Consider the following 22,843-nt stretch of genomic DNA (forward strand, 5'->3'; position numbering starts at 1 on the left):
CCTCTGGTGAGACGCCGTAGTGCGACACGCAGGATGTTGCCAGGACTTCAGGCGACCGCGCCGCCAAACCTTCACCTACCGCCGAAGGCGCGCACACGGTGGTGGCCTCCCGGCGCCCCACTCCGACGCCGCGCGCGGCGGCCGCGCGCTGGGGGTGGGGCCCGCGGGCGTCGGCTGGGGCGGCGGGCGGGGGACCGACCGTGCCCGAGCGCGGTGACGGTACGCCCTCTTTATGGGTCGGAAGGTCGTTGATTCCGACGTTTCTCCACTGATCGAATTTCTGTGCGTGTGGGTTGTAATCCCAATGCGGGTAGTGGCGAGAATCCTGGCCGGGATCGTATCGCCACTCGCCACCGTCCTTGTCCCACAAGCTCTGTCCACCTTTTGACGCGATAGTCGGTCTACTGGCTGGTCCAGTAGTTAGTGGGCCATCGACAGGTGGGCGAAGACCTTCGGGCGGTAAGCCCGGCCCTACGGGCGGCCCTTGTGGGTATGGCGGCGGCGGTGGTTGCCATGGCTGCGGAGGTGGGTCTTGCTTGAAGGTGTGATTGTCAACGGTGTGAGCGCGGATGTCCTTCGGTGAGCTTCTGAAGGGGGGATGCTGCGGGAAGGCGTCGCGGATCCCAGCGACCGCAGCGGTGACTCTGCCGGCAACCTGCTGATCCAATGCGAGCAATTGCGCGGCGCGCTGGCGGATGTCGGCGGCGAGGGCTCGCGCATGAGCTTCCCGTGCGGCGCGCTGGGCTGCCGATCCCCCTGTAGAGCTGTCGATGACTGACATCTCCTCTTCGACGTCGAACCCCGCGGCGTTGGCGTCAAGCACCGCGGATCGCAAACGCGAGCGGGCCGCCTGCAGATCGGAGACCCCGGCGCGTGCGACTTTGGCGGCCGCCTGCAGCTGGTCGGCCACGTCGCTGGTGGCCCGCATGTCAGCGTGGGTGGCCATCCGTAGCGCGTCGGCCCCCTCGCCCTGCCAATCGACTGTTAGCGCATCACGCCAAACCTGATGCGCCACAGCGTAAGTACGCGCGCCGACGTTTTCCCAGTGGTCGGCCGCCTCGGTGAGGTGGTCGGTGGGCCAGGACAACACCTGCGACAGATCCGGCACCCCCGCAATCGCGGTCACGCTCTACACCCCGATCACCGGCGGCGCCACTGCCGCCATCTCATCGACGGCCTCGGCTTCGATGGCAGGTAGCCGGCGCCGGCGACGCCGACGTTCACCGATCGACCGCTGACCCGCGCGGCCAACGACGCCGAGAAGGCGGCGACGTCGAGGTTTGCGCCGTTCACCGCGGCGGCGCTGGCCCGCCACGACAGCCCGACCCCCAACGGGGGGCGCCGACGCGTTCAGCTCGCCAACCGACGCCGCCCACCGAGCGGCCATTGCCCCCACGCCGACCGTATCCGCGCGCAACGCCTGCATGGTTGAAGCTTCGCCCAGAATGTGATGGGGCGAAAGTCAGTCATATCCGCGACTCGATATCACCGGTGATATCGCTTCCGACACTTACATATTGCCCTAAAGACTCCGCCGCTCCGGGGTATCAGGTGTTGTTCGGAACCGATAGCGTCGGCGATATCACGTCCGACGGCGAGGAGTTGGTCCGATGAGCGAACTGGTCTACGACCGTGAGGTTTTGATCAACTTCCGCAACGGCACCTATCAATGGGTCAGCATCAAGCTCTTCGCGCTGCCACCCGAGGCCGACGATTACACCGCCTTGCAATTGTTGATCGACCATGTCCGCTACCGCGACAGTTACGGCGGCACCGGCGACAAAGACATGGAAGTCATCCATGGGCCGTACTGGCTGTATGCCATTGCACCGGAGATCTTTTCGCCTGCCTCAGCCGCAGACGCGGAGACCTTGGTCCGTACCTGGGCGGAGTTCGCGGCACCGTTGCCGGACGCCCGCCGCGAGGAGATGGAGCACGAGCTGTATCCGCGGATCCGGGACGCGACCGGCCGCTATCAGCTGCCGGACCTTCGCGAAGTAGCGCAACACGATTGGGGCAGCTTAGTAGGCGCAGCGACAGGCTTTCTGGAGTTCGTCTTGATCGACCGCCGCGCCGGGACCGTGGCACTCGTGGTGGCCAGCGACGACTAGGTGCGTCGCCCTATCGGCTCAGTGCGCCGACGAATCCCTGGTATACCGCGTCACTCATCTGCACGATGTCATCGCCGAGCCACGAACGGCGCCAGGCGTCGACCAACACGCTGTGAACGATCAGCAGGCCCGCGTCCGGTTCCTTGGCGCCGGCCGGGTAGGCGGTGCGCTGCACCCACATGGCATCGCTGCCCTGCATCCCGGCGGGTGGTCCGCCGAAAAGGGTCATGCTGCTGCAACGCGCGGCGGCCACCCATTGCCGTCTGGGAACGGGCAACGCCTTCGTCACCATGTTGCGCGCACCGAGGGCCCGCATCGCGCCGGATACATCCGTCAAGAGGTCGTTGAAGTCGAACCATCCCGTGTACTCGAATGCGCTGACGGTCTCGGTAGCGCCCGCCTTGCCGTCGGCGCGCGGTTCCCGCACGACGATTCGCGCGAATGGCAACTCCGGCCGATCGAGTAGCGCGACCCGTTGCCACCCCTCGCGAAGTGGTAAGTGTCGCAGCCAAAGCGGAACTTGGTCACCCGTCAGGGCGCGGACATCTCCGACTTCGAGGTTTTCGGTGGTTGGTTCAATTCGAATGGATGCTGCGGTCGCCAGCCAATGCCACGGCTCCCTCACGACGGGTCTCCGTACAGTCGAGGTTCGTTGACAACCGAGGGGGATTGGCCGCCATCAGACGGCGGCGCGTCGCCCGTTGGCGGCCTGTGCCGATAGGCCTCCGGAATTTCCGACGGGCGTTGCGGAAGCCCGTTGCGCGGGAAGCCGAACCACCAGATGGTGTCGGGTTCACCCGGCCGACGAACGGACGCGGACGGTTGGTTCTCCTCGAAATCGAGCAAGTAGTAATAAAGCGCAGCCTCGTTGACGTCCGGCCACGGGCCGGGGTCGATGATGGATTCCCTGGTATCGCGCGCCAACCCCCATGTCCGGTCCGACGGTGGAGCCGTGTACACCATGTACATCATGGGTCCGTCGGTCCAAGCATGTGAGACGAGAAACGGTTCGTGTCCCGCGGCGTTCTCGCCCTCGATGCGGAGCAACAACTTCTCCAAAACGGCTGCTGCGAAGGCTGTTTGGGCGTCGGTGGGCTCAGTTGATGGGCACATTTTTATTCACCCACGGTGGGCATAGCGTCCAGCCCGGCTCCACTTCGACGACTCCACTTCCGCCCGCGAGGGGATACATCGAGATGACTCCCTTCTGGCCCCCGTCGGGGATTCCAGCGCGCCCTTCGTTGATGTTCGCCACTATTCTCATCGTCACACTTTCACCGGTGTCTTCGCGGTCGGCGTGTGCAGTGCACCCGATTGATCGGCACCTCATAGACGAGCGTGCCATCGCTGTTGCTTATCGGGCGACTGTGAGAGACCAGATCTTCAACACGTTGGTGTTGGAACCCTAAGCGAACTGATCCCTTCGTGGAAGCACACAAACCTAGCTAGCGGTCCGACGCGCAGTTAATTTGCTGTTGTTCCCGCGCCCGATCCACCAATTCTGAAAGTAGCGCCTGCAGCTTATGCTGGAGGTCTTTGTCGTCCAGGACGGGCATTTCCTGAGGCAGGTCGTCGGCAAGGATGTTTACAAGGTTTGCGTGCTGTGGATCGCGCAGATCGAGCATCGGAATGTTATTCGCTACCAGTTCATCGAGCATGTCTTTCGTCGCCGGGTCGCCAGCCTGTTGGCTCAAGTACTCCAGCACATGAAAGGTAGCCCACGAACTGGCGGACCAGTTACGTTTCGAGAAGAAGATCGTGCCTGCCATCAACTGTCTCCTATCACAAAAACGTGCGGATCATGCAGCTCATCAATATATGCCCGAACGATGGAACGTTGTGCCGCCGTGAATTGAGATACATCGACCGGCACGTAGATAGCCTTTTTCATATGCTCTTGAATCTTTTCTTGGAGATTGGACCATTGAGCGTCGAAAAACTGAGGCGGAAAGTTGCCTACTGCATCGTATGTTTCACCAGTTGCGGGATTGATCCAATCAACCCCCGGGTGCGAGCTTCGGATGAGGTCTATCCCTTTCTCGGCCTCGATCCGCAGTCCAGTCTCAGCTTCGCTTACCCGAAAGGCGCCGTTCGACGGATCGCTTCCGAGGTCGTGCGCATGCGGGGTCGTCAAGTCGAATGAACCCTGCTCCTGCTGCGGCAATTGACCAGGTTTATGCGGATGTTCCGGTGCGGGGTGAGCCCAATCAGGTACCAAGCGCGTCTTCTGCGCGGCAACCGTTTCCTCCCTCCCGACCTTTGCCTCTAGCTCAGCCTTTCGGGCGTTGAGCGCATCGGCCTCTCGGTTGTAGGCGGCCACAGCGTTCGCGTCATTGAGCGGGGGCGGCGAAGCATTGTGAGCCCGAATTTCTCCCTTCAGCCGCTCGTAAGCGGCGTGTGCGGGATCCGGTCGCGGCGCCGGGTCTTGTTTGAACGTGTGGCTATCGACGGCCTGAAATCCAGTTCTTCGCAGCGGCTTCCGCGTTGCGGGGCCCCCAGGAAACATCTCGCGAATCCCGGCTACTGCCGCCGTGACCTTGCCGGCCACTTGTTGGTCCACAGCGACCAACTGCGCGGCGCGCTGGCGGATGTCGGCGGCCAGGGCTTCCGCCTGTGCTTGCCGGGCTGCGCGCTGCGCGGCCGACCCGCCCGTCGAGCGATCGATGACCGATATCTCTTCGTCGACATCGAACCCGGCCGCGTTGGCGTCTTGCACCGCGTAACGCACGCGCGCCCGGGCCCCATACAGATCGGCGGCCCCGGCTCGGGCGACTTTGGCGGCGCCCTGCAACTGGTCGGCCGCCCTGCTGGTGCTCACCATGTCGGTGTGCGTCGCCGTGCGCATCGCGTCGGCGCCCTCGCCCTGCCAGTCGACCGTCAGCGCGTCCCGCCAGATCTGATTAGCCACCGCGTAGCTACGCCCGCCCACAGCCTCCCAGTGGTCGGCCGCCTCCGTGAGGTGTTGGGTAGGCCAGGACAGCAACTGCGAGAGATCGGGAAATCCCGCAACCGCGGCCACGGCTACACGCTGATGCCCCGGGGCGCCACGGCTGCCATCTCCAGCGCCGCCCCGGCTTCGTTGGCCTGGTAGCCGGCGTCGGCCACACCCACATTGGTCGAGCGGCCGGCCACCCGTGCGGCCAGCGACTCGGTGAAGGCCGCGACGTCGATGTGGGCGGCCTCGACCGCGGCGGCGCTCGCATGACCGGGGGCGCCAAGCCCGGCCGGAGCGGACGTCGCGCCGAGCTCGCTCGCGGAGGCCGCCCACCGCGCCGCCATCGCCCGCACACCGGCGGTATCCACGCGCAGCGCTTGCATGGTCCCGAGTTTCGCCAAGAAAGCGCTAGAGCGAAAGTCACCCCGCACCGGCCCACTCACTACACTGGCCACGTGCTCATCGGTTCGCACGTCCGCAACGACGACCCCCTGGCCGCCGCCCAGGCGGACGGCGCCGACGTGGTGCAGTTCTTCCTCGGCGACCCCCAGAGCTGGAAGAAGCCCAAGCCGCGCGACGACGCCGAGACGCTCAAAGCGTCCACCACGCCGCTGTACATCCACGCCCCCTACCTGATCAACGTCGCGTCGGCCAACAACCGGATCCGCATCCCGTCGCGCAAGATCCTGCAGGACACCTGCGACGCGGCCGCGGAGATCAACGCCACCGCGGTGATCGTGCACGGCGGCCACGCCGACGACAACGACATGGAGGCCGGCTTCAAGCGCTGGGTCAAGGCGCTCGACTACCTGGAGACGGACGTCGCGGTGTACCTCGAGAACACCGCGGGCGGCGACCACGCGATGGCCCGCTACTTCGACACCATCGGCAGGCTCTGGGATCACATCGGGGACAAGGGCATTGGGTTCTGCCTGGACACCTGCCACGCGTGGGCCGCGGGCGAGGAACTGATCGACGCGGTCGAGCGCATCAAGGCTCTCACCGGCCGCATCGACCTCGTGCACTGCAACGACTCGCGAGACGCGGCGGGTTCCGGCGCCGACCGGCACGCCAACTTCGGAACCGGTCAGATCGACCCCGAGCTCCTCGTCGCCGTGGTCACGGCCGCCGACGCCCCGGTGATCTGCGAGACGGCCGACGAGGGCCGCAAGGACGACATCGCGTTCCTGCGGGACAAGACAAGCGGCTGACGCGGCGATGTGCCGCCGGCTCGCCGCGATGCTGGGCGTTGCCCTGGCGGTCGCCGGTTGCTTCCCGCAGCAGCCACCGTCCACCTTCTCGACCGGCGTCAGCCTCCACACCCTGCACGTCAAGGGCCAGGAGCGCAGCTACCGGCTCTACAAGCCGGTCGGACTGCCGGCGAACGCCCCGCTCGTGGTGATGCTGCACGGCGGGTTCGGCACGGCCGAGCAGGCCGCAAGAGCTTACGGCTGGGACCAATTGGCCGACGGGGCGAAGTTCGTCGTCGCCTATCCCGACGGCCTGCACCGGGCCTGGAACGTCGGTGGCGGCGGCTGCTGTGGACGGCCCGCCCGCGACGGCGTCGACGACGTCGCGTTCATCACCGCGGCGGTTGCCGACATCGCCAGGAACGTCGGCATCGACTCGTCGAGGGTGTACGCGACGGGCATCAGCAACGGCGGCATCATGGCCTACACGCTGGCCTGCAACACCGGCGACTTCGCCGCGATCGGCCCGGACTCGGCCACGCAACTCGACCCGTGCCCGTCCCCACACCCGACGTCGGTCATCCACATCCACGGCACCGCGGACCGGCTCATCCCGTACAAGGGGGGCCGGGGGTCCAGTGTGATCGACGGTCCGTCCGTCGCCGACGTCAATGCCTTCTGGCGCAACGCCGATCGATGTGGCGCGCCGAGCATCACCACCAACGGCGCGGTGACCACGGCAACGGCCGCGTGCCCCGATCGCCGCGCCGTCGTGCTGGTCACGGTCGACGGCGGTGGCCACGAGTGGCCGCCCTTCGCCACCGAGACGGTGTGGCGATTCTTTGACACCCACCCCAAGTGATCATTACACCTATTGTGCGCCTGTCAGGAAAATGTAATATTGCGGGCATGCCTGACACCCACGTCGTCACCAACCAGGTCCCGCCCCTGGAGAACTACAACCCCGCCGCCTTCCCGGCGCTCGTCGAGGCCCTGATCCGCGAGGGCGGCCAGTGGGGCCTGGACGAGGTGAACGAGGTCGGCGTGCTGTCGGGATCCCGGCAGGCCCAACGGTGGGGCGAGCTGGCCGACCGCAACCGCCCGGTGCTGCACACCCACGACGCCTACGGTCACCGCGTCGACGAGGTGGAGTTCGACCCCGCCTATCACGAGCTGATGCGCGCCGCGATCGCCCACGGCCTGCACGCGGCGCCGTGGGCCGACGACCGCCCGGGCTCGCACGTGGTGCGCGCCGCCAAGATGTCGGCCTGGAACTGCGAACCCGGCCACGTCTGCCCGATCTCCATGACCTACGCGGTGGTCCCGGCGCTGCGCTTCAACCCCGAGCTGGCGCAGGTATACGAGCCGTTGCTCACCAGCCGCGAGTACGACCCCGAGCTCAAGCTCGCCGCCACCAAATCCGGCATCACCGCGGGCATGTCGATGACCGAGAAGCAGGGCGGTTCCGACGTTCGCGCGGGCACCACCCAGGCGACGCCCAACGGCGACGGCACTTACAGCCTGGTCGGCCACAAGTGGTTCACCTCCGCGCCGATGTGCGACATCTTCCTGGTGCTCGCGCAGGCGCCCGGCGGGCTGTCGTGCTTCATGCTGCCGCGCATCCTTCCCGACGGCACCCGCAACCGGATGTTCCTGCAGCGGCTCAAGGACAAGCTCGGCAACCACGCCAACGCCTCCAGCGAGGTCGAATACGACGGCGCCACAGCATGGTTGGTGGGGGAGGAGGGCCGGGGCGTGCCGACCATCATCGAGATGGTCAACCTCACGCGCCTGGATTGCACGCTGGGCAGCGCCACCAGCATGCGCACCGGCCTGACCCGCGCCATTCACCACGCCCAGCATCGAAAGGCGTTCGGCGCCTACCTCATTGACCAGCCGCTGATGCGCAACGTCCTGGCGGACCTGGCCGTGGAGGCCGAGGCCGCGACGATCGTGGCGATGCGGATGGCGGGCGCCACCGACAAGGCGGTGCGCGGCGACCAACGCGAGGCGATGCTGCGCCGGATCGGTCTGGCGGCCAGCAAGTACTGGGTGTGCAAGCGCTCCACCCCGCACGCCGCCGAGGCGCTCGAATGCCTCGGTGGCAACGGCTACGTCGAGGACTCGGGCATGCCGCGCCTCTACCGCGAGGCCCCGCTCATGGGCATCTGGGAGGGATCCGGCAACGTCAGCGCGCTGGACACGTTGCGCGCCATGGCGACTCGGCCCGAGTGCGTCGAGGTGCTGTTCGAGGAGCTGGGTCAGAGCGCCGGTCAGGACCCGCGCCTGGCTGCCCACGTCGAGCGGCTGCGCAACGACCTGGCCGACCTGGACACGATCGCCTACCGCGCCCGCAAGGTCGCCGAGGACATCTGCCTGGCCCTGCAGGGATCGCTGCTGGTGCGCCACGGGCACCCCGCCGTCGCGGAGGCGTTCCTGACCACGCGCCTGGACCGGCAGTGGGGCGGCGCCTTCGGCACCATGCCGGCCGGGCTGGACCTGGCGCCGATCCTGGAGCGCGCCCTGGTAAAGGGCTGAGCCACAGAATGACTCACGCGATCAGGCCGGTCGACTTCGACAACCTCAAGACGATGACCTACGAGGTGACCGACCGGGTTGCCCGGATCACCTTCAACCGCCCGGAGAAGGGCAACGCGATCGTCGCCGACACCCCGCTGGAACTGGCGGCCCTGGTGGAGCGCGCCGACCTGGACCCGAACGTGCACGTCATCCTGGTGTCCGGGCGCGGCGCGGGGTTCTGCGCGGGCTTCGACCTGTCGGCCTACGCCGACGGCACCGGCTCTGCCGGGGGCACCGGCGCCTATCAGGGCACCGTGCTGGACGGCAAGACTCAGGCGGTCAACCACCTGCCGAACCAGCCGTGGGATCCGATGGTCGACTACCAGATGATGAGTCGCTTCGTGCGCGGGTTCTCCAGCCTGATGCACGCGGACAAGCCCACGGTGGTCAAGATCCACGGTTACTGCGTGGCCGGCGGCACCGACATCGCGCTGCACGCCGACCAGGTGATCGCGGCGGCGGACGCGAAGATCGGCTACCCGCCGACGCGGGTGTGGGGCGTGCCGGCCGCGGGCCTGTGGGCCCACCGGCTCGGAGACCAGCGCGCCAAGCGGCTACTCCTCACCGGCGACTGCATCACCGGCGCGCAAGCGGCCGAGTGGGGCCTGGCGGTCGAGGCGCCGCCGCCCGAGGATCTCGACGAGCGCACCGAACGGCTCGTCGAGCGCATCGCGGCGGTACCCGTCAACCAATTGATCATGGTCAAGCTCGCGCTGAATTCCGCTCTGCTGCAACAGGGCGTCGCGACCAGCCGGATGGTCAGCACCGTATTCGACGGCGTGGCCCGGCACACGCCCGAGGGGCACGCCTTCGTCGCCGACGCGGTCGAGCACGGGTTTCGTGAAGCGGTTCGCCACCGCGACGAGCCGTTCGGCGACCACGGCCGCCGGGCCTCCGAAGTCTAGGCGGGCCGGCCATGCGTGCCATGACGGCCCGTTCGGTGGTGCTCAGTGTGCTGCTCGGGGCGCACCCGGCCTGGGCGACTGCCGGTGAATTGGTAGCTCTCACTGCTGATTTCGGCATCAAGGAGGCGACGGTGCGGGTCGCGCTCACCCGCATGGTCGGCGCCGGCGACCTGGTGCGGTCCGCCGACGGCTACCGACTCTCGGATCGCCTGCTCGCCCGGCAGCGCCGTCAGGACGAGGCCATGCACCCGCGCGACCGGGATTGGAGCGGGGACTGGTTGGTGCTCGTCGTCACCGCGGTGGGCACCGACGCCCGCGCCCGCGCCGCGCTGCGAACCAGCATGCAGCACAAGCGGTTCGGCGAGCTGCGCGAGGGGGTGTGGATGCGCCCGGACAACCTTGAGCTCAGCCTGGATCCCGACATCGCGGACCGGGTGCGGGTGCTCAGCGCGCGCGACAGGGCGCCGGCCGAGCTGGCCAACGAGTTGTGGGAACTGACGGCCTGGGCGGAGACGGGCCGTCGGCTGCTCGACGAAATGACCGCCGCGCCCGACATTCCCGGCCGGTTCGTGGTGGCGGCGGCGATCGTGCGTCACCTGCTCACCGATCCGATGCTGCCGGCCGAACTGTTACCCGACGACTGGCCCGGCATGCGACTGCGCGACGCTTACCACGACTTCGCCACCGAGCTGGCGCAGCGACGTAACCCGACGCAATTAGTGGAGGCGACATGAGCGAGCCGGTGCGCGTGGAGCGCAATGGCGCGGTGACCACGGTGATCCTCGACCGGCCGGGGGCGCGCAACGCCGTCAACGGCCCGACCGCCGCGGCGCTGTACGCGGCGTTCGACGAGTTCGACCGCGACGACACCGCGTCGGTGGCCGTGCTGTGGGGCGACAACGGAACCTTCTGCGCCGGCGCCGATCTGAAGGCCTTCGGCACACCCGAGTCGAACGCCGTCCACCGGACGGGCCCGGGTCCGATGGGGCCGACGCGGATGGTGTTGTCCAAGCCGGTGATCGCGGCCGTGAGCGGCTACGCCGTGGCCGGCGGCCTGGAGTTGGCCCTGTGGTGTGACCTGCGGGTCGCCGACGAGGACGCGGTCTTCGGGGTGTTCTGCCGGCGCTGGGGCGTGCCGCTGATCGACGGGGGCACGGTCCGGTTGCCCCGGCTGATCGGGCACAGCCGGGCGATGGACATGATCCTCACCGGCCGCGGCGTCAAGGCCGACGAGGCGCTGGCGATGGGGCTGGCCAATCGCGTCGTGCCCAAAGGCGAGGCGCGGCGGGCGGCCGAGGAACTCGCCGCCCAACTCGCGGCCCTGCCGCAGCAGTGCCTGCGGTCCGACCGCCTCTCGGCGTTGAACCAATGGGGCGCAACGGAATCCGAGGCGCTCGATTTCGAGTTCGCCAGCATCTCGCGCGTCGCCGCCGAGGCCGCGGAAGGGGCGGGGCGCTTCGCCGCCGGCGCCGGGCGCCACGGCGCACCGGCGGGTTAGCCGCCCAGCGCGCCGAGACTGCGCCCAGCGCGCCGAGACTGCGCCCAGCGCGCCGAGACTGCTCCCAGCGCGCGATTCGCTGGTCAATCGCGATCTGTGTTCAGGCTCGACGCCGCCGGTGCAGTCTCACCCATCGGCGCGCCGGGGCCCATCTGAACACCGGCGGGTCAGCCGCCCTTCGTGACGGTGTTGGTCGAGCCGAGCTTCTCGACCTTCGGGTCACCGTCCTTGTAGGTGATGTCGTTGTTCATCCCCGCCACCCTCAGTGTGGTGTTCACCTTGTCGAGGGTGATCTTGTTGCCGGTCCCGCCGATGGTCACCGTCTCGCACGTGCCCGTGACGGTGAGGGTGTTGTTGGAGCCGACGACGTTGAGTGACTTGCCGCTGGCGCAGTCGATCGTGGCGGTGGTTCCGACCGATCCGTAGGTCAGCGTGTTGCCGATCTCCACCGAGGTGCTGGCACCGCTCGTACTGGTCGGCGACGCGGCCCCGCTCGTCGTCGTCGTGGTCGAGCTGCTCTTGGTCGTCGTCGACGACGAGCCCGCCGGGGGCCCGGCGGTCGAGCTGCAGGCCGCGAGCACCAGCGCGGCCGCGGCCGGGGCCAGGGCGAGTGCGGCCAGCCTGAATGGCCGGGAGTGTTCGTCACCGATATGCGCGCGCATTCTCCTCATTCCGTTGATCCGTCCCCGGCGAGTCAGCCGGGTACCTGCTGAAGCCGGTTGGTCATGCCGAGCTCGCGGCCGCGGTCCCAGAGGATCGGCGAGCCGTTGTGATAGAACACCGTCTCATCCCAGCCGTAGACGGTGATGTCGTGGGTGACCGTGTCGGCGACGACGGTGTTGCCCGATCCCATCACCGACACCGCCCAGCAGTTCCCCAGCGCGGTGATCCGGTTGTTGGTGCCGTTGACGAGCAGCGTGGCGTCGTTGCAATCCAGCGTCTGCTCGATGCCCTGGCCGGTGATGTGGGTGTCGCCGTTCTTGGCGTGGCCGGCCGGCGGCGCCGCGATGGGGATGACGGCGAGGGCGCACGCGGCGAGCGACCCGGCGACGGCTGTCCTGTTCACGGGGACCCCCTTAGAGCGGCGAACGAGCCTGGAAAGAGATTACGTGTATCGGGCTGCGCAATGGCAGCCCCTTTCGCGCATTCGGCCGACTGCAGCGCGCCGCCGCCGCGCGCGGCGATATCGGGGCACCGGTCAACTAGAGTCATTAGTTATCTCGACCGCATGCGACCGAAGGGCGTCCGCCATGGCAGCTCAGCCGGAACCGACGGGAGTCCCGCCGGCGCCCGGGCGCCAGCGCGCGGGGCGATCCGGCGCCCGCCCGGCCAAGCTGAGCCGGGAAGGCATCGTCGACGGGGCGCTCACGTTCCTCGACCGGGAGGGCTGGGATTCCTTGACGATCAACGCGCTGGCGACGCAGCTCGGGACGAAGGGGCCGTCGCTGTACAACCACGTCGACAGCCTGGAGGATCTGCGGCGCGCGGTGCGGATCCGGGTGATCGACGACATCATCACGATGCTGAACCGGGTCGGCGAGGGCCGCGCCCGCGACGACGCGGTGCTGGTGATGGCCGGCGCCTACCGCAGCTACGCCCATCACCACCCCGGGCGCTACTCCGCCTTCACCCGGATGCCCCTGGGCGGCGACGACCCCGAGTACGCGGCCGCGACCCGTGGGGCTGCCGCGCCGGTGATCGAGGTCCTGTCCTCCTACGGGCTCGACGGCGACGAGGCCTTTCACGCGGCTCTGGAGTTCTGGTCCGCCCTGCACGGCTTCGTCCTGCTCGAGATGACCGGCGTCATGGACGACATCGACACCGACGCCCTGTTCTCCGACATGGTGCTTCGGCTGGCGGTGGGCATGGACGCGCGCATGGAGAAACGCTCCGAGAATCGCCCCGGAGGGCGCGCGGCGGAGCAGGGCGCCAAGCCGCTTTGACCTGCCCGACCGCCGACGGGTATCGTGGTGGCTCGTGCCTGGCGGCTTACGGCGCCTGACCGTAAGGAAGTGGATGCCGGGCAAATTCGCATGTCCACGGCGCACTGGATCGCTCCGGTGCGCGCCGCGTGCGACACACCCGGCCGCGGGGTAGTGCGGCGGGGTAAAACTGCAGTACAGAGACTTGAAGAAGCCACGAAAGACGTTCGACACAGAAAGCCGGTAAATGCCAACCATTCAGCAGCTGGTCCGCAAGGGTCGTCGGGACAAGATCGGCAAGGTCAAGACCGCGGCTCTGAAGGGCAGCCCGCAGCGCCGTGGCGTTTGCACCCGCGTGTACACCACCACGCCGAAGAAGCCGAACTCGGCGCTTCGGAAGGTTGCCCGCGTGAAGCTGACGAGCCAGGTCGAGGTCACCGCCTACATCCCGGGTGAGGGGCACAACCTGCAGGAGCACTCGATGGTGCTGGTGCGCGGCGGCCGGGTGAAGGACCTGCCCGGGGTCCGGTACAAGATCATTCGCGGTTCGCTCGACACCCAGGGCGTCAAGAACCGCAAGCAGGCTCGCAGCCGGTACGGCGCCAAGAAGGAGAAGAGCTGATGCCGCGGAAGGGACCCGCGCCCAAGCGTCCGTTGGTCAACGACCCCGTCTACGGATCGCAGCTGGTCACCCAGCTGGTGAACAAAGTCCTGCTGAAGGGGAAGAAATCGCTCGCCGAGCGCATTGTTTATGGAGCGCTCGAAAATGCACGGGAGAAGACGGGTACGGATCCCGTGATCACGCTCAAGCGTGCTCTCGACAACGTCAAGCCCGCCCTGGAGGTGCGCAGCCGCCGCGTCGGTGGTGCGACCTACCAGGTGCCCGTCGAGGTGCGTCCGGACCGGTCCACCACGCTGGCGCTGCGCTGGCTTGTCAGCTTCTCGCGGCAGCGCCGGGAGAAGACCATGATCGAGCGGCTGGCAAACGAGATCCTGGATGCCAGCAACGGCCTCGGTGCCTCCGTCAAGCGGCGTGAGGACACCCACAAGATGGCCGAGGCCAACCGCGCCTTCGCGCACTATCGCTGGTAAATAGCTCCGGCGACGGTGCCGGGCGCAAACAAGACAGCGAACCAAGCAATCGAAAGAGTGGGAAGACTTCTGTGGCACAGAAGGACGTGCTGACCGACCTGACCAAGGTCCGCAACATCGGCATCATGGCGCACATCGACGCCGGCAAGACGACGACGACGGAGCGCATCCTCTACTACACCGGCATCAGCTACAAGATCGGTGAGGTCCACGACGGCGCCGCCACGATGGACTGGATGGAGCAGGAGCAGGAGCGGGGGATCACCATCACCTCCGCCGCCACCACCTGCTTCTGGAACGACAACCAGATCAACATCATCGACACCCCCGGGCACGTCGACTTCACCGTCGAGGTGGAGCGAAGCCTGCGCGTCCTGGACGGCGCCGTGGCCGTCTTCGACGGCAAGGAGGGCGTCGAGCCGCAGTCCGAGCAGGTCTGGCGCCAGGCCGACAAGTACGACGTCCCCCGGATCTGCTTCGTCAACAAGATGGACAAGATCGGCGCCGACTTCTACTTCTCCGTGCGGACCATGGAGGAGCGCCTCGGCGCCAACGTCATCCCGATCCAGCTGCCCGTCGGCTCGGAGGGCGACTTCTCCGGCGTCGTCGACCTGGTCGAGATGAAGGCCAAGGTGTGGAGCTCCGAGGCCAAGCTCGGCGAGAAGTACGACGTCGTCGACATCCCCGCGGAGCTGCAGGAGAAGGCCGACGAGTACCGCACCAAGCTGCTCGAGGCGGTCGCGGAGACCGACGAGGAGCTGCTGGAGAAGTACCTCGGTGGCGAGGAGCTCACGGTCGCCGAGATCAAGGGCGCGATCCGCAAGCTGACCATCAGCTCGGAGGCGTACCCGGTGCTGTGCGGCAGCGCGTTCAAGAACAAGGGCGTGCAGCCCATGCTGGACGCCGTCATCGACTACCTGCCCTCGCCGCTGGACGTGCCCCCGGCCGTGGGTCACGCTCCGGGCAAGGAGGACGTCGAGGTCGTGCGCAAGCCCTCGACCGACGAGCCGTTCTCGGCGCTGGCCTTCAAGGTCGCGACGCACCCGTTCTTCGGCAAGCTGACCTACGTCCGGGTGTACTCGGGCAAGGTCGACTCCGGCAGCCAGGTCATCAACTCCACCAAGGGCAAGAAGGAGCGGCTGGGCAAGCTTTTCCAGATGCACTCCAACAAGGAGAACCCGGTGGAGACCGCATCGGCGGGTCACATCTACGCGGTGATCGGGCTGAAGGACACGACGACCGGTGACACCCTGAGCGACCCGAACGACCAGGTCGTGCTCGAGTCCATGACCTTCCCGGACCCGGTCATCGAGGTGGCCATCGAGCCCAAGACCAAGAGCGACCAGGAGAAGCTCTCCCTGTCGATCCAGAAGCTCGCCGAGGAGGACCCGACGTTCAAGGTCCACCAGGACGCCGAGACCGGCCAGACCGTGATCGGCGGCATGGGCGAACTGCACCTGGACATCCTGGTCGATCGCATGCGCCGCGAGTTCAAGGTCGAGGCCAACGTCGGCAAGCCGCAGGTCGCCTACAAGGAGACCATCAAGCGGCTGGTGGAGAAGGTCGAGTTCACCCACAAGAAGCAGACCGGCGGCTCGGGGCAGTTCGCGAAGGTGCTGATCAACCTCGAGCCGTTCCATGGCGAGGACGGGGCGACCTACGAGTTCGAGAACAAGGTCACCGGTGGCCGCATCCCCCGCGAGTACATCCCGTCGGTGGACGCCGGCGCCCAGGACGCCATGCAGTACGGCGTGCTGGCCGGCTACCCGCTGGTGAACCTCAAGGTCACCCTGCTCGACGGCGCCTTCCACGAGGTCGACTCGTCCGAGATGGCCTTCAAGATCGCCGGTTCCCAGGTGCTGAAAAAGGCCGCCGCGCAGGCGCAGCCGGTGATCCTGGAACCGATCATGGCCGTCGAGGTCACCACGCCCGAGGACTACATGGGCGACGTGATCGGCGACCTGAACTCCCGCCGTGGCCAGATTCAGGCCATGGAGGAGCGGAGCGGTGCACGCGTCGTGAAGGCGCACGTGCCGCTGTCGGAGATGTTCGGCTACGTCGGCGACCTGCGGTCGAAGACCCAGGGCCGGGCGAATTACTCCATGGTGTTCGACTCGTACGCCGAAGTTCCGGCGAACGTGTCGAAGGAGATCATCGCGAAGGCGACGGGCCAGTGAGTGTCAACTCAGTGGCCCGGAGCCGAGCAATCGGCTCAGCGAAGGCGACGGGTCGGTAGGCATAGCCAACGGAGTAACCTTGCCGGGTCACCAAGCCTTGGGCGCGGCACAACTGAAAACACCAACACTGCTTAACAAGCACCAACAAGTCGGAGGACACAACAGTGGCGAAGGCGAAGTTTGAAAGGACCAAGCCCCACGTCAACATCGGGACCATTGGTCACGTTGACCACGGCAAGACCACGCTGACCGCGGCCATCACCAAGGTCCTGCACGACAAGTACCCCAACCTGAACGAGTCGCGCGCGTTCGACCAGATCGACAACGCGCCCGAGGAGCGTCAGCGCGGCATCACGATCAACATCTCCCACGTGGAGTACCAGACCGAGAAGCGGCACTACGCGCACGTCGACGCCCCGGGCCACGCCGACTACATCAAGAACATGATCACCGGCGCGGCGCAGATGGACGGCGCCATCCTGGTGGTCGCCGCGACCGACGGCCCGATGCCGCAGACCCGCGAGCACGTCCTGCTGGCCCGCCAGGTCGGCGTGCCGTACATCCTCGTCGCGCTCAACAAGGCCGACGCGGTGGACGACGAGGAGCTGCTCGAGCTCGTCGAGCTGGAGGTCCGCGAGCTGCTGGCCGCCCAGGAGTTCGACGAGGACGCCCCGGTGGTCCGGGTCTCGGCGCTCAAGGCGCTCGAGGGCGACGCCAAGTGGGTCGAGTCCGTCGAGCAGCTGATGGACGCCGTCGACGAGTCGATCCCGGACCCGGTCCGCGACACCGAGAAGCCGTTCCTGATGCCCGTCGAGGACGTCTTCACGATCACCGGCCGCGGCACGGTTGTCACCGGCCGTGTGGAGCGCGGCGTCATCAACGTGAACGAGGAAGTCGAGATCGTCGGCATCAAGCCGACCAGCACCAAGACGACGGTCACCGGTGTGGAGATGTTCCGCAAGCTGCTCGACCAGGGTCAGGCCGGCGACAACGTCGGGCTGCTGCTGCGCGGTATCAAGCGCGAGGACGTCGAGCGCGGTCAGGTCGTCACGAAGCCCGGCACCACCACGCCGCACACCGAGTTCGAGGGCCAGGTCTACATCCTGTCCAAGGACGAGGGCGGCCGGCACACGCCGTTCTTCAACAACTACCGCCCGCAGTTCTACTTCCGCACCACCGACGTCACCGGTGTGGTGACGCTGCCGGAGGGCACCGAGATGGTGATGCCCGGTGACAACACCAACATCTCGGTGAAGCTGATCCAGCCCGTCGCGATGGACGACGGTCTGCGGTTCGCGATCCGGGAGGGCGGCCGCACCGTCGGCGCCGGCCGGGTCACCAAGATCATCAAGTAGTTCCTCACCAGCAGAAAGCCCGGATCGCCCGCGAGGCGATCCGGGCTTTCTGTTCTCCATTGTGCAAATTCCACAATTGGAGCTGCCGGGGCTCAGGTAACATTGACCGCAATCGAGTCTTCGGACGCGACCGGGGGAATGAGACTTTGGCCGTGGCTGGGAGGTTCGGATGTCGTATGTAGTGGCAGCGCCCGAGTATGTGGCGGCCGCCGCGCACGACCTGGCCAACATCGGTTCGTCCATCCGTTCCGCCAACGCGGCGGCCCTGGCTCCCACGTCCAGCGTGGTGGCGGCCGGCGCCGACGAGGTGTCTGCGACCATCACCGCGCTGTTCGAGGCGCACGCCCAGGTCTATCAGGCGATCAGCGCCCAGGCGGCCCTCTTCCACGAGCAGTTCGTGCAGCTGATGACCGGCGGCGCGGTGCAGTACGCGGCCGCCGAGGCCGCCAACGCGTCACCCCTGCAGACCGTGGAGCAGGCCGCGCTGACCGCGGTCAGCAGCGCGGGGCAAGTGGGTTCGTCGGGAGCGGTGCCGGCCGCGGCGGCGGGTCCGGTTTCCGGGTCGACGCCCCTCGCGCCGGCCGCCGGGTTGGTGACCGGGGTTTCGCCCGAGTCGGCCGTTCCCGCGGCCGTCGCCTCGGCCGGCGTGTCCGCGCCCGCCGTCCAGGGCGGCGGATCGATCTATGCCCAGCTGGTGCGCGAGCTCGGTTACGAACCGCTGGCGTCGGGTGGCGCGGACCTGCCCGCCGGCGCGTCGGTGGAGGCGGTCGCGGCGGAGACGGCGGAGTTCTCCGGATTCTCTCCGGCGAGCGCGTTGCCGCTGGCCGGCACACCCCTCGGCGCGGCGCCGGCGACCCGCGCCTACACGCCGGCCACGCCGGCCTACTCTCCGGGCTCGGCCGCGGCCGCCGAAGAACAGCCGGCCGGGTAACGCACTTGCGATTTGTGATCGGTAGGGCATAGCCCGGCGCTAATCTGTCTCCAACTTTGAGCAACCGGAGGAGACCACGTGTTCGCGCGCTACCTGAAGGCCCAGTTGGTTGTTTTGCTGTGCGGCGGCCTGGTGGGGCCGATCTTCCTCATCGTCTACTTCACCCTCGGGTTCGGGAGCCTGCTGCAGTGGATGTTCTACGTCGGCCTGCTCATCACCGTGGCGGATGTCCTGATCGCGCTGGCGTTGGCCAACTTCGGGGCCAAGTCGTCGGCCAAGAACGCCGAACTCGAGCAGAACGGCGTGCTCGCCCTCGCGCAGATCACCGGGCTCTCCGAAACCGGAACGTGGATCAATAACCAGCAGGTGGTCAAGGTGCACCTGCACATCGCGGGCCCAGGGATCCTGCCGTTCGACAGCGAGGATCGCGTGATCGCCAGCGTCAGCCGGCTCGGCAACCTCAACGCCCGCAAGGTGGTGGTCCTGGTGAACCCCACCACCCAGGAGTATCGAATCGACTGGGAGCGCAGCGCTCTGGTCAACGGCCTGATGCCCGCGCAGTTCACGCTGGCCGAGGACAACAAGACCTACGACCTCAGCGGGCAGGCGGGACCGCTGATGGAGATCCTGCAGATCCTCAAGGCCAACAACATCCCGCTGAACAACATGGTCGACATCCGGTCCAACCCGGCGCTCCGCCAGCAGGTCCAGGAGGTGGTGCGCCGGGCGGCCGAACAGCAGGCGCCGGCCGCGCAGCCCACCCCTCAGCCGGCCGCCGGCGGCCCGGCACCGGTCGTCACGCCGCCCCAGCCGTCGATCGCCCAGCGGCTGCAGGAGCTGGAGACGCTGCGCGCCACTGGGACGCTGACCGACGACGAGTACAACAGCCGGCGGGCGCAGATCATCGCCGAGATCTGATCCCGGCCGGCACCGGGCGTTATCCGATGGCCCGCCTTTCCGCCTCGCCGCTCCGCGGCTGGGGGTGCCCCCACCTCGCCCCGCTGCGCGGGCCGCATCGTCGGCGGGCTTAGAACACGTTCCAGTTCCGCTGCTAGCCTGTGCCGATGGGATCACTGCAAGGACGGGTGGCATTCGTCACCGGAGCTGCCCGGGGTCAGGGACGTGCGCACGCGGTGCGGCTGGCCCGGGAGGGCGCCGACATCATCGCGCTCGACATCTGCGCCCCCGCGTCGCCCACCGTGACCTACACGCCCGCGACGCCCGAGGATTTGGCCGAGACGGTCCGACTGGTGGAAGGCGAGGGCCGCAAGGTGTTGGCCCGCGAGGTGGACGTCCGCGACGACGCGGCGCTGCGGCAGCTGGTGGCCGACGGTGTCGAGCAGTTCGGCCGGCTCGACGTCCTGGTGGCCAACGCGGGCGTGCTGGGCTGGGGCCGGGTCTGGGAACTGACCGACGAGCAGTGGGACACCGTCATCGGAATTAACCTCACCGGCACCTGGCGCACGCTGCGCGCGGCGATTCCCGCGATGATCGACGCGGGCAACGGGGGCTCGATCGTGGTCGTCAGCTCGGCGGCGGGCGTCAAGGCCACGCCGGGCAACGGGCATTACGCCGCAAGCAAATTCGGGCTCACCGCCCTCACCAACACCCTGGCGATCGAGCTCGGCGAGTACGGCATCCGCGTCAACTCCATCCACCCCTACTCGGTCGACACGCCGATGATCGAGCCGGAGGCGATGATGCAGATCTTCGCGACGCATCCGGCGTTCGTGCACAGCTTCCCTCCAATGCCCTTGCAGCCCAAGGGCTTCATGTCGCCCGACGAGGTGTCCGACGTGGTGGTGTGGCTTGCCGGGGACGGCTCGGGCACGCTGTCGGGCACCCAGATCAACGTCGACAAGGGCGCCTTGAAGTACTGAACGGCCATCGTGTAAGAAAACCTCGTGACCAGTAGCGAAGGCGCCGACACGGGCGACGGTGGAATCGTGATCGTCGGCGGGGGCCTGGCCGCCGCCCGGACCGCCGAACAACTCCGCCGCTCCGGCTACGACGGCCGGGTCACCATCGTCAGCGACGAGGTGCACCTGCCGTATGACCGCCCGCCGCTGTCCAAGGAGGTGCTCCGCAAGGAGGTCGACGACACGGCGCTCAAGCCCCGCGAGTGGTACGACGAGAAGGGCATCACGCTGCGGCTGGGTTCCGCCGCCACCGGACTCGACACGGCGGCGCAGACCGTCACCCTGGCCGACGGCACCAAGCTCGGCTACGACGAACTCGTCATCGCGACCGGCCTCGTCCCTCGGCGCATCCCGTCGTTGCCGGACCTGGCGGGAATCCGGGTGCTGCGGACGTTCGACGAGAGCATGGCCCTGCGCGAGCACGCGTCGGAGTGCCGGCACGTCGTCGTGGTCGGCGCCGGTTTCATCGGCTGCGAGGTGGCCGCCAGCCTGCGCAGCATGGGCGTCGACGTGGTGCTGGTCGAGCCCCAGCCCACGCCGCTGGCGTCGGTGCTCGGGGAGCGGATCGGCGAACTGGTGGCCCGGCTGCACCGCGCCGAGGGCGTCGACGTCCGTCTCGGCGTCGGCGCGGCGGACGTGCGGGGCGAGGGCCACGTCGACACCGTGGTGCTGACCGACGGCACCGAACTGCCGGCCGATCTCGTGGTAATCGGCATCGGCTCCCACCCGGCGACCGGCTGGCTCGAGGGCAGCGGCATCAAGGTCGACAACGGCGTCGTCTGCGACGAGGCGGGTCGCACCAGCGCGCCGAACGTGTGGGCGCTCGGCGACGTCGCCTCCTGGCGCGACGCCACGGGTCACCAAGCGCGTGTGGAACATTGGAGCAACGTGGCCGAGCAGGCGCGGGTCGTGGTGCCCGCGATGCTCGGGCAGGAGGTGCCGTCGGCGGTGGTCGTCCCGTACTTCTGGAGCGACCAGTACGACGTGAAGATCCAGTGCCTGGGCGAACCGGAGGCCTCCGACATCGTCCACGTGGTGGAGGACGACGGCCGCAAGTTCCTGGCCTACTACGAGCGGGACGGGGCGCTGGTTGGCGTGGTCGGCGGCGGCATGCCGGGCAAGGTCATGAAGACGCGCGCCAAGGTCGCCGCGGCCGCGCCCATCGCCGAGGTGCTCGGCTGACCGACCGCATGCCCGGGGTGGCGATCCTGGACGACTACGCCGGGGTGGCCCTCGGGCTCGCCGACTGGTCGCCGGTTCAAACTCGTTCGCAAGTAACGGTTTTCGATCGGCATCTGTCCGAGGCGGAGGCCGCCGACGTGTTGCGGCCGTTCGACGTGGTCTGCACCATGCGCGAGCGGATGGCGTTCCCCCGCACGCTGATCGAGCGCCTGCCCAACCTCAGGCTGATCACCATCGTGGGCCGGGCCCTGCCCAACCTCGACATCGGAGCGGCCACCGAACACGGCGTCGCGGTGGCCCACTCGGACTTCGCCGCCCCTCGGTTCCGCGCCGTGCGCGACGCCACGCCCGAACTCGCGTGGGGCCTGATGATCGCGACCGTGCGCAACCTGGCCGAGGAACATCGGCGCATGCGCGACGGCGGCTGGCAGGCGACGACCGGCGTGACGCTGTCCGGCAAGACGCTCGGACTGCTGGGGCTCGGCAGGACCGGCAAGCGCATGGCCGAGTATGCGAAAGCCTTTGGCATGCCGGTCATTGCGTGGAGCCAGAACCTGACAGACGAGGCCGCGGCGGCATCGGGTGCCCGCCGCGTGGAAAAGGCGGCGCTCTTCGCGGAGGCCGACGTGGTGTCCATCCACCTCGTGCTCTCCGAACGCACGCGGGGGCTCGTCGGCGCCGCTGAACTTGCCCGCATGAAGCCGTCGGCCTACCTCATCAACACGTCGCGGGGGCCGATCGTCGACGAGGCGGCCCTGATCGGGGCGCTCGGTGCGGGCCGCATCGCCGGGGCGGGGCTCGACGTGTTCGACGTCGAGCCGCTTCCCCCGGATCACCGGCTGCGGCGGCTGCCGAACGTGACGCTGTCCCCGCACCTCGGGTACGTCACCCGGGAGATGCTCGGCGCCTTCTACGCCGACACCGTCGAGGCGGTGGTGGCCTGGCTGGACGGGACGCCCGTGCGCATCGCGAATCCCGAGGCCCTGCGGGGCCCGAACTAGCCGCGATCGCGAGCGCGGCATGGCCGGGCGATGCGGGTCGCGGCC

At 67.9% G+C, this 22,843-nt stretch carries 25 protein-coding genes and 1 pseudogene; 17 read left to right on the forward strand and 9 right to left on the reverse strand.

From position 1 onward, the window contains the following. Positions 1-1,126, reverse strand: a 1,126-nt coding sequence (locus tag GPY60_RS27245; protein WP_231639772.1) for a hypothetical protein, incomplete at its 3' end; no start/stop codon positions are given. Between the two features lie 14 nt (positions 1,127-1,140). Continuing rightward, positions 1,141-1,332 (reverse strand): hypothetical protein, encoded by a 192-nt coding sequence (locus GPY60_RS21870; RefSeq protein ID WP_231639773.1) that lies wholly within the window; start codon positions 1,330-1,332, stop codon positions 1,141-1,143. 278 nt (positions 1,333-1,610) lie between these two features. Here GPY60_RS21870 and GPY60_RS21875 point away from each other — a divergent pair, with 278 nt between their 5' ends. Further along, positions 1,611-2,111, forward strand: a complete 501-nt coding sequence (locus GPY60_RS21875; protein WP_156689795.1) for a hypothetical protein — start codon at positions 1,611-1,613, stop codon at positions 2,109-2,111. A 10-nt stretch (positions 2,112-2,121) separates the two neighbouring features. Here the strand turns inward: GPY60_RS21875 and GPY60_RS21880 are convergent, their stop codons facing one another. The 5 genes from GPY60_RS21880 to GPY60_RS21900 all read right to left on the reverse strand — a co-directional run bounded on the left by GPY60_RS21880 (position 2,122) and on the right by GPY60_RS21900 (position 5,429). After that, positions 2,122-2,538 carry a hypothetical protein gene (locus GPY60_RS21880; RefSeq protein WP_231639774.1) on the reverse strand — a complete coding sequence of 139 codons (417 nt, stop codon included), beginning with the start codon at positions 2,536-2,538 and terminating at the stop codon, positions 2,122-2,124. A gap of 194 nt (positions 2,539-2,732) precedes the next feature. After that, positions 2,733-3,158 (reverse strand): hypothetical protein, encoded by a 426-nt coding sequence (locus tag GPY60_RS21885; protein ID WP_231639775.1) that lies wholly within the window; start codon positions 3,156-3,158, stop codon positions 2,733-2,735. Positions 3,159-3,556: 398 nt separating this feature from the next. Beyond that, on the reverse strand, positions 3,557-3,880 hold the full coding sequence (locus GPY60_RS21890) for a hypothetical protein (RefSeq protein WP_156689798.1): 324 nt from the start codon (positions 3,878-3,880) through the stop codon (positions 3,557-3,559). Further along, positions 3,880-5,130, reverse strand: coding sequence for a hypothetical protein (locus tag GPY60_RS21895; protein ID WP_156689799.1), 1,251 nt, complete (start codon positions 5,128-5,130; stop codon positions 3,880-3,882). The genes GPY60_RS21890 and GPY60_RS21895 overlap by 1 nt, the downstream gene beginning before the upstream one ends. Before the next feature lie 2 nt (positions 5,131-5,132). Next, on the reverse strand, positions 5,133-5,429 hold the full coding sequence (locus GPY60_RS21900; RefSeq protein WP_156689800.1) for a hypothetical protein: 297 nt from the start codon (positions 5,427-5,429) through the stop codon (positions 5,133-5,135). A 72-nt stretch (positions 5,430-5,501) separates the two neighbouring features. Between GPY60_RS21900 and GPY60_RS21905 the strand changes: the two genes are divergently transcribed. Genes GPY60_RS21905 through GPY60_RS21930 form a run of 6 tightly spaced genes read left to right on the forward strand, consistent with a single transcriptional unit; the run spans position 5,502 to position 11,219 of the window. Continuing rightward, on the forward strand, positions 5,502-6,257 hold the full coding sequence (locus GPY60_RS21905) for a deoxyribonuclease IV (RefSeq protein WP_156689801.1): 756 nt from the start codon (positions 5,502-5,504) through the stop codon (positions 6,255-6,257). Positions 6,258-6,264: 7 nt separating this feature from the next. Next, complete coding sequence (locus GPY60_RS21910) at positions 6,265-7,098, forward strand: extracellular catalytic domain type 1 short-chain-length polyhydroxyalkanoate depolymerase (RefSeq protein WP_156689802.1); 834 nt, start codon at positions 6,265-6,267, stop codon at positions 7,096-7,098. A 47-nt stretch (positions 7,099-7,145) separates the two neighbouring features. Next, on the forward strand, positions 7,146-8,774 hold the full coding sequence (locus GPY60_RS21915) for an acyl-CoA dehydrogenase family protein (protein WP_156689803.1): 1,629 nt from the start codon (positions 7,146-7,148) through the stop codon (positions 8,772-8,774). 8 nt (positions 8,775-8,782) lie between these two features. Beyond that, complete coding sequence (locus GPY60_RS21920) at positions 8,783-9,721, forward strand: crotonase/enoyl-CoA hydratase family protein (protein ID WP_156689804.1); 939 nt, start codon at positions 8,783-8,785, stop codon at positions 9,719-9,721. Between the two features lie 11 nt (positions 9,722-9,732). Next, positions 9,733-10,455, forward strand: a complete 723-nt coding sequence (locus tag GPY60_RS21925; protein ID WP_156689805.1) for a PaaX family transcriptional regulator C-terminal domain-containing protein — start codon at positions 9,733-9,735, stop codon at positions 10,453-10,455. Beyond that, a complete protein-coding gene (locus GPY60_RS21930) occupies positions 10,452-11,219 on the forward strand; it encodes a crotonase/enoyl-CoA hydratase family protein (RefSeq protein ID WP_156689806.1) in 768 nt (255 codons plus the stop codon). Before GPY60_RS21925 ends, GPY60_RS21930 begins: the two co-directional genes overlap by 4 nt. Before the next feature lie 167 nt (positions 11,220-11,386). On the opposite strand, the gene GPY60_RS21935 is transcribed toward GPY60_RS21930, so the two are convergent. Together GPY60_RS21935 and GPY60_RS21940 are read right to left on the reverse strand one after the other, a co-directional pair. Further along, entirely contained in the window at positions 11,387-11,881 is a 495-nt protein-coding gene (locus GPY60_RS21935) for a DUF3060 domain-containing protein (RefSeq protein WP_156689807.1), read from the reverse strand. 32 nt (positions 11,882-11,913) lie between these two features. Continuing rightward, positions 11,914-12,285, reverse strand: a complete 372-nt coding sequence (locus tag GPY60_RS21940) for a DUF3060 domain-containing protein (RefSeq protein ID WP_156689808.1) — start codon at positions 12,283-12,285, stop codon at positions 11,914-11,916. Positions 12,286-12,469: 184 nt separating this feature from the next. On the opposite strand from GPY60_RS21940, the gene GPY60_RS21945 reads away from it, so the two are divergent. The 10 genes and pseudogenes from GPY60_RS21945 (at position 12,470) to GPY60_RS21990 (ending at position 22,798) form a co-directional block, all read left to right on the forward strand. Beyond that, complete coding sequence (locus tag GPY60_RS21945; protein ID WP_231639776.1) at positions 12,470-13,162, forward strand: TetR/AcrR family transcriptional regulator; 693 nt, start codon at positions 12,470-12,472, stop codon at positions 13,160-13,162. A 226-nt stretch (positions 13,163-13,388) separates the two neighbouring features. Continuing rightward, on the forward strand, positions 13,389-13,763 hold the full coding sequence (rpsL, locus tag GPY60_RS21950; protein ID WP_003879423.1) for a 30S ribosomal protein S12: 375 nt from the start codon (positions 13,389-13,391) through the stop codon (positions 13,761-13,763). Next, positions 13,763-14,233 (forward strand): 30S ribosomal protein S7, encoded by a 471-nt coding sequence (rpsG, locus tag GPY60_RS21955; RefSeq protein WP_066907284.1) that lies wholly within the window; start codon positions 13,763-13,765, stop codon positions 14,231-14,233. Before rpsL ends, rpsG begins: the two co-directional genes overlap by 1 nt. Positions 14,234-14,304: 71 nt before the next feature. Next, positions 14,305-16,410 (forward strand): elongation factor G, encoded by a 2,106-nt coding sequence (gene fusA / locus GPY60_RS21960; RefSeq protein ID WP_156689809.1) that lies wholly within the window; start codon positions 14,305-14,307, stop codon positions 16,408-16,410. Positions 16,411-16,574: 164 nt separating this feature from the next. Next, the gene (gene tuf / locus GPY60_RS21965) at positions 16,575-17,765 is read left to right on the forward strand and encodes an elongation factor Tu (RefSeq protein WP_156689810.1); all 1,191 of its coding nucleotides are present in this window, start codon (positions 16,575-16,577) and stop codon (positions 17,763-17,765) included. A gap of 169 nt (positions 17,766-17,934) precedes the next feature. Next, a pseudogene (locus GPY60_RS27845) lies at positions 17,935-18,241 on the forward strand (PE family protein); the annotation flags it as partial. Positions 18,242-18,774: 533 nt separating this feature from the next. Continuing rightward, positions 18,775-19,614, forward strand: coding sequence for an SHOCT domain-containing protein (locus tag GPY60_RS21975; RefSeq protein WP_156689812.1), 840 nt, complete (start codon positions 18,775-18,777; stop codon positions 19,612-19,614). Between the two features lie 146 nt (positions 19,615-19,760). After that, a complete protein-coding gene (locus tag GPY60_RS21980) occupies positions 19,761-20,576 on the forward strand; it encodes a mycofactocin-coupled SDR family oxidoreductase (RefSeq protein ID WP_156689813.1) in 816 nt (271 codons plus the stop codon). Between the two features lie 24 nt (positions 20,577-20,600). After that, positions 20,601-21,797 (forward strand): NAD(P)/FAD-dependent oxidoreductase, encoded by a 1,197-nt coding sequence (locus tag GPY60_RS21985; RefSeq protein ID WP_156689814.1) that lies wholly within the window; start codon positions 20,601-20,603, stop codon positions 21,795-21,797. Between the two features lie 8 nt (positions 21,798-21,805). After that, on the forward strand, positions 21,806-22,798 hold the full coding sequence (locus GPY60_RS21990; RefSeq protein WP_156689815.1) for a D-2-hydroxyacid dehydrogenase family protein: 993 nt from the start codon (positions 21,806-21,808) through the stop codon (positions 22,796-22,798). Positions 22,799-22,843: the final 45 nt, after the last annotated feature.

It is taken from the genome of Mycobacterium sp. Marseille-P9652, from assembly GCF_902652685.1.
Lineage (GTDB): Bacteria > Actinomycetota > Actinomycetes > Mycobacteriales > Mycobacteriaceae > Mycobacterium.

Bases quoted from the DNA above. Each gene is read 5' to 3' on its own strand.
- GPY60_RS21875 (WP_156689795.1), top strand. From the start codon at position 1,611: ATGAGCGAACTGGTCTACGACCGTGAGGTTTTGATCAACTTCCGCAAC.
- GPY60_RS21890 (WP_156689798.1), bottom strand. From the start codon at position 3,880: ATGGCAGGCACGATCTTCTTCTCGAAACGTAACTGGTCCGCCAGTTCG.
- GPY60_RS21900 (WP_156689800.1), bottom strand. From the start codon at position 5,429: ATGCAAGCGCTGCGCGTGGATACCGCCGGTGTGCGGGCGATGGCGGCG.
- GPY60_RS21910 (WP_156689802.1), top strand. From the start codon at position 6,265: ATGTGCCGCCGGCTCGCCGCGATGCTGGGCGTTGCCCTGGCGGTCGCC.
- GPY60_RS21915 (WP_156689803.1), top strand. From the start codon at position 7,146: ATGCCTGACACCCACGTCGTCACCAACCAGGTCCCGCCCCTGGAGAAC.
- GPY60_RS21920 (WP_156689804.1), top strand. From the start codon at position 8,783: ATGACTCACGCGATCAGGCCGGTCGACTTCGACAACCTCAAGACGATG.
- GPY60_RS21925 (WP_156689805.1), top strand. From the start codon at position 9,733: ATGCGTGCCATGACGGCCCGTTCGGTGGTGCTCAGTGTGCTGCTCGGG.
- GPY60_RS21930 (WP_156689806.1), top strand. From the start codon at position 10,452: ATGAGCGAGCCGGTGCGCGTGGAGCGCAATGGCGCGGTGACCACGGTG.
- GPY60_RS21935 (WP_156689807.1), bottom strand. From the start codon at position 11,881: ATGCGCGCGCATATCGGTGACGAACACTCCCGGCCATTCAGGCTGGCC.
- GPY60_RS21945 (WP_231639776.1), top strand. From the start codon at position 12,470: ATGGCAGCTCAGCCGGAACCGACGGGAGTCCCGCCGGCGCCCGGGCGC.
- rpsL (WP_003879423.1), top strand. From the start codon at position 13,389: ATGCCAACCATTCAGCAGCTGGTCCGCAAGGGTCGTCGGGACAAGATC.
- rpsG (WP_066907284.1), top strand. From the start codon at position 13,763: ATGCCGCGGAAGGGACCCGCGCCCAAGCGTCCGTTGGTCAACGACCCC.
- GPY60_RS21980 (WP_156689813.1), top strand. From the start codon at position 19,761: ATGGGATCACTGCAAGGACGGGTGGCATTCGTCACCGGAGCTGCCCGG.
- GPY60_RS21990 (WP_156689815.1), top strand. From the start codon at position 21,806: ATGCCCGGGGTGGCGATCCTGGACGACTACGCCGGGGTGGCCCTCGGG.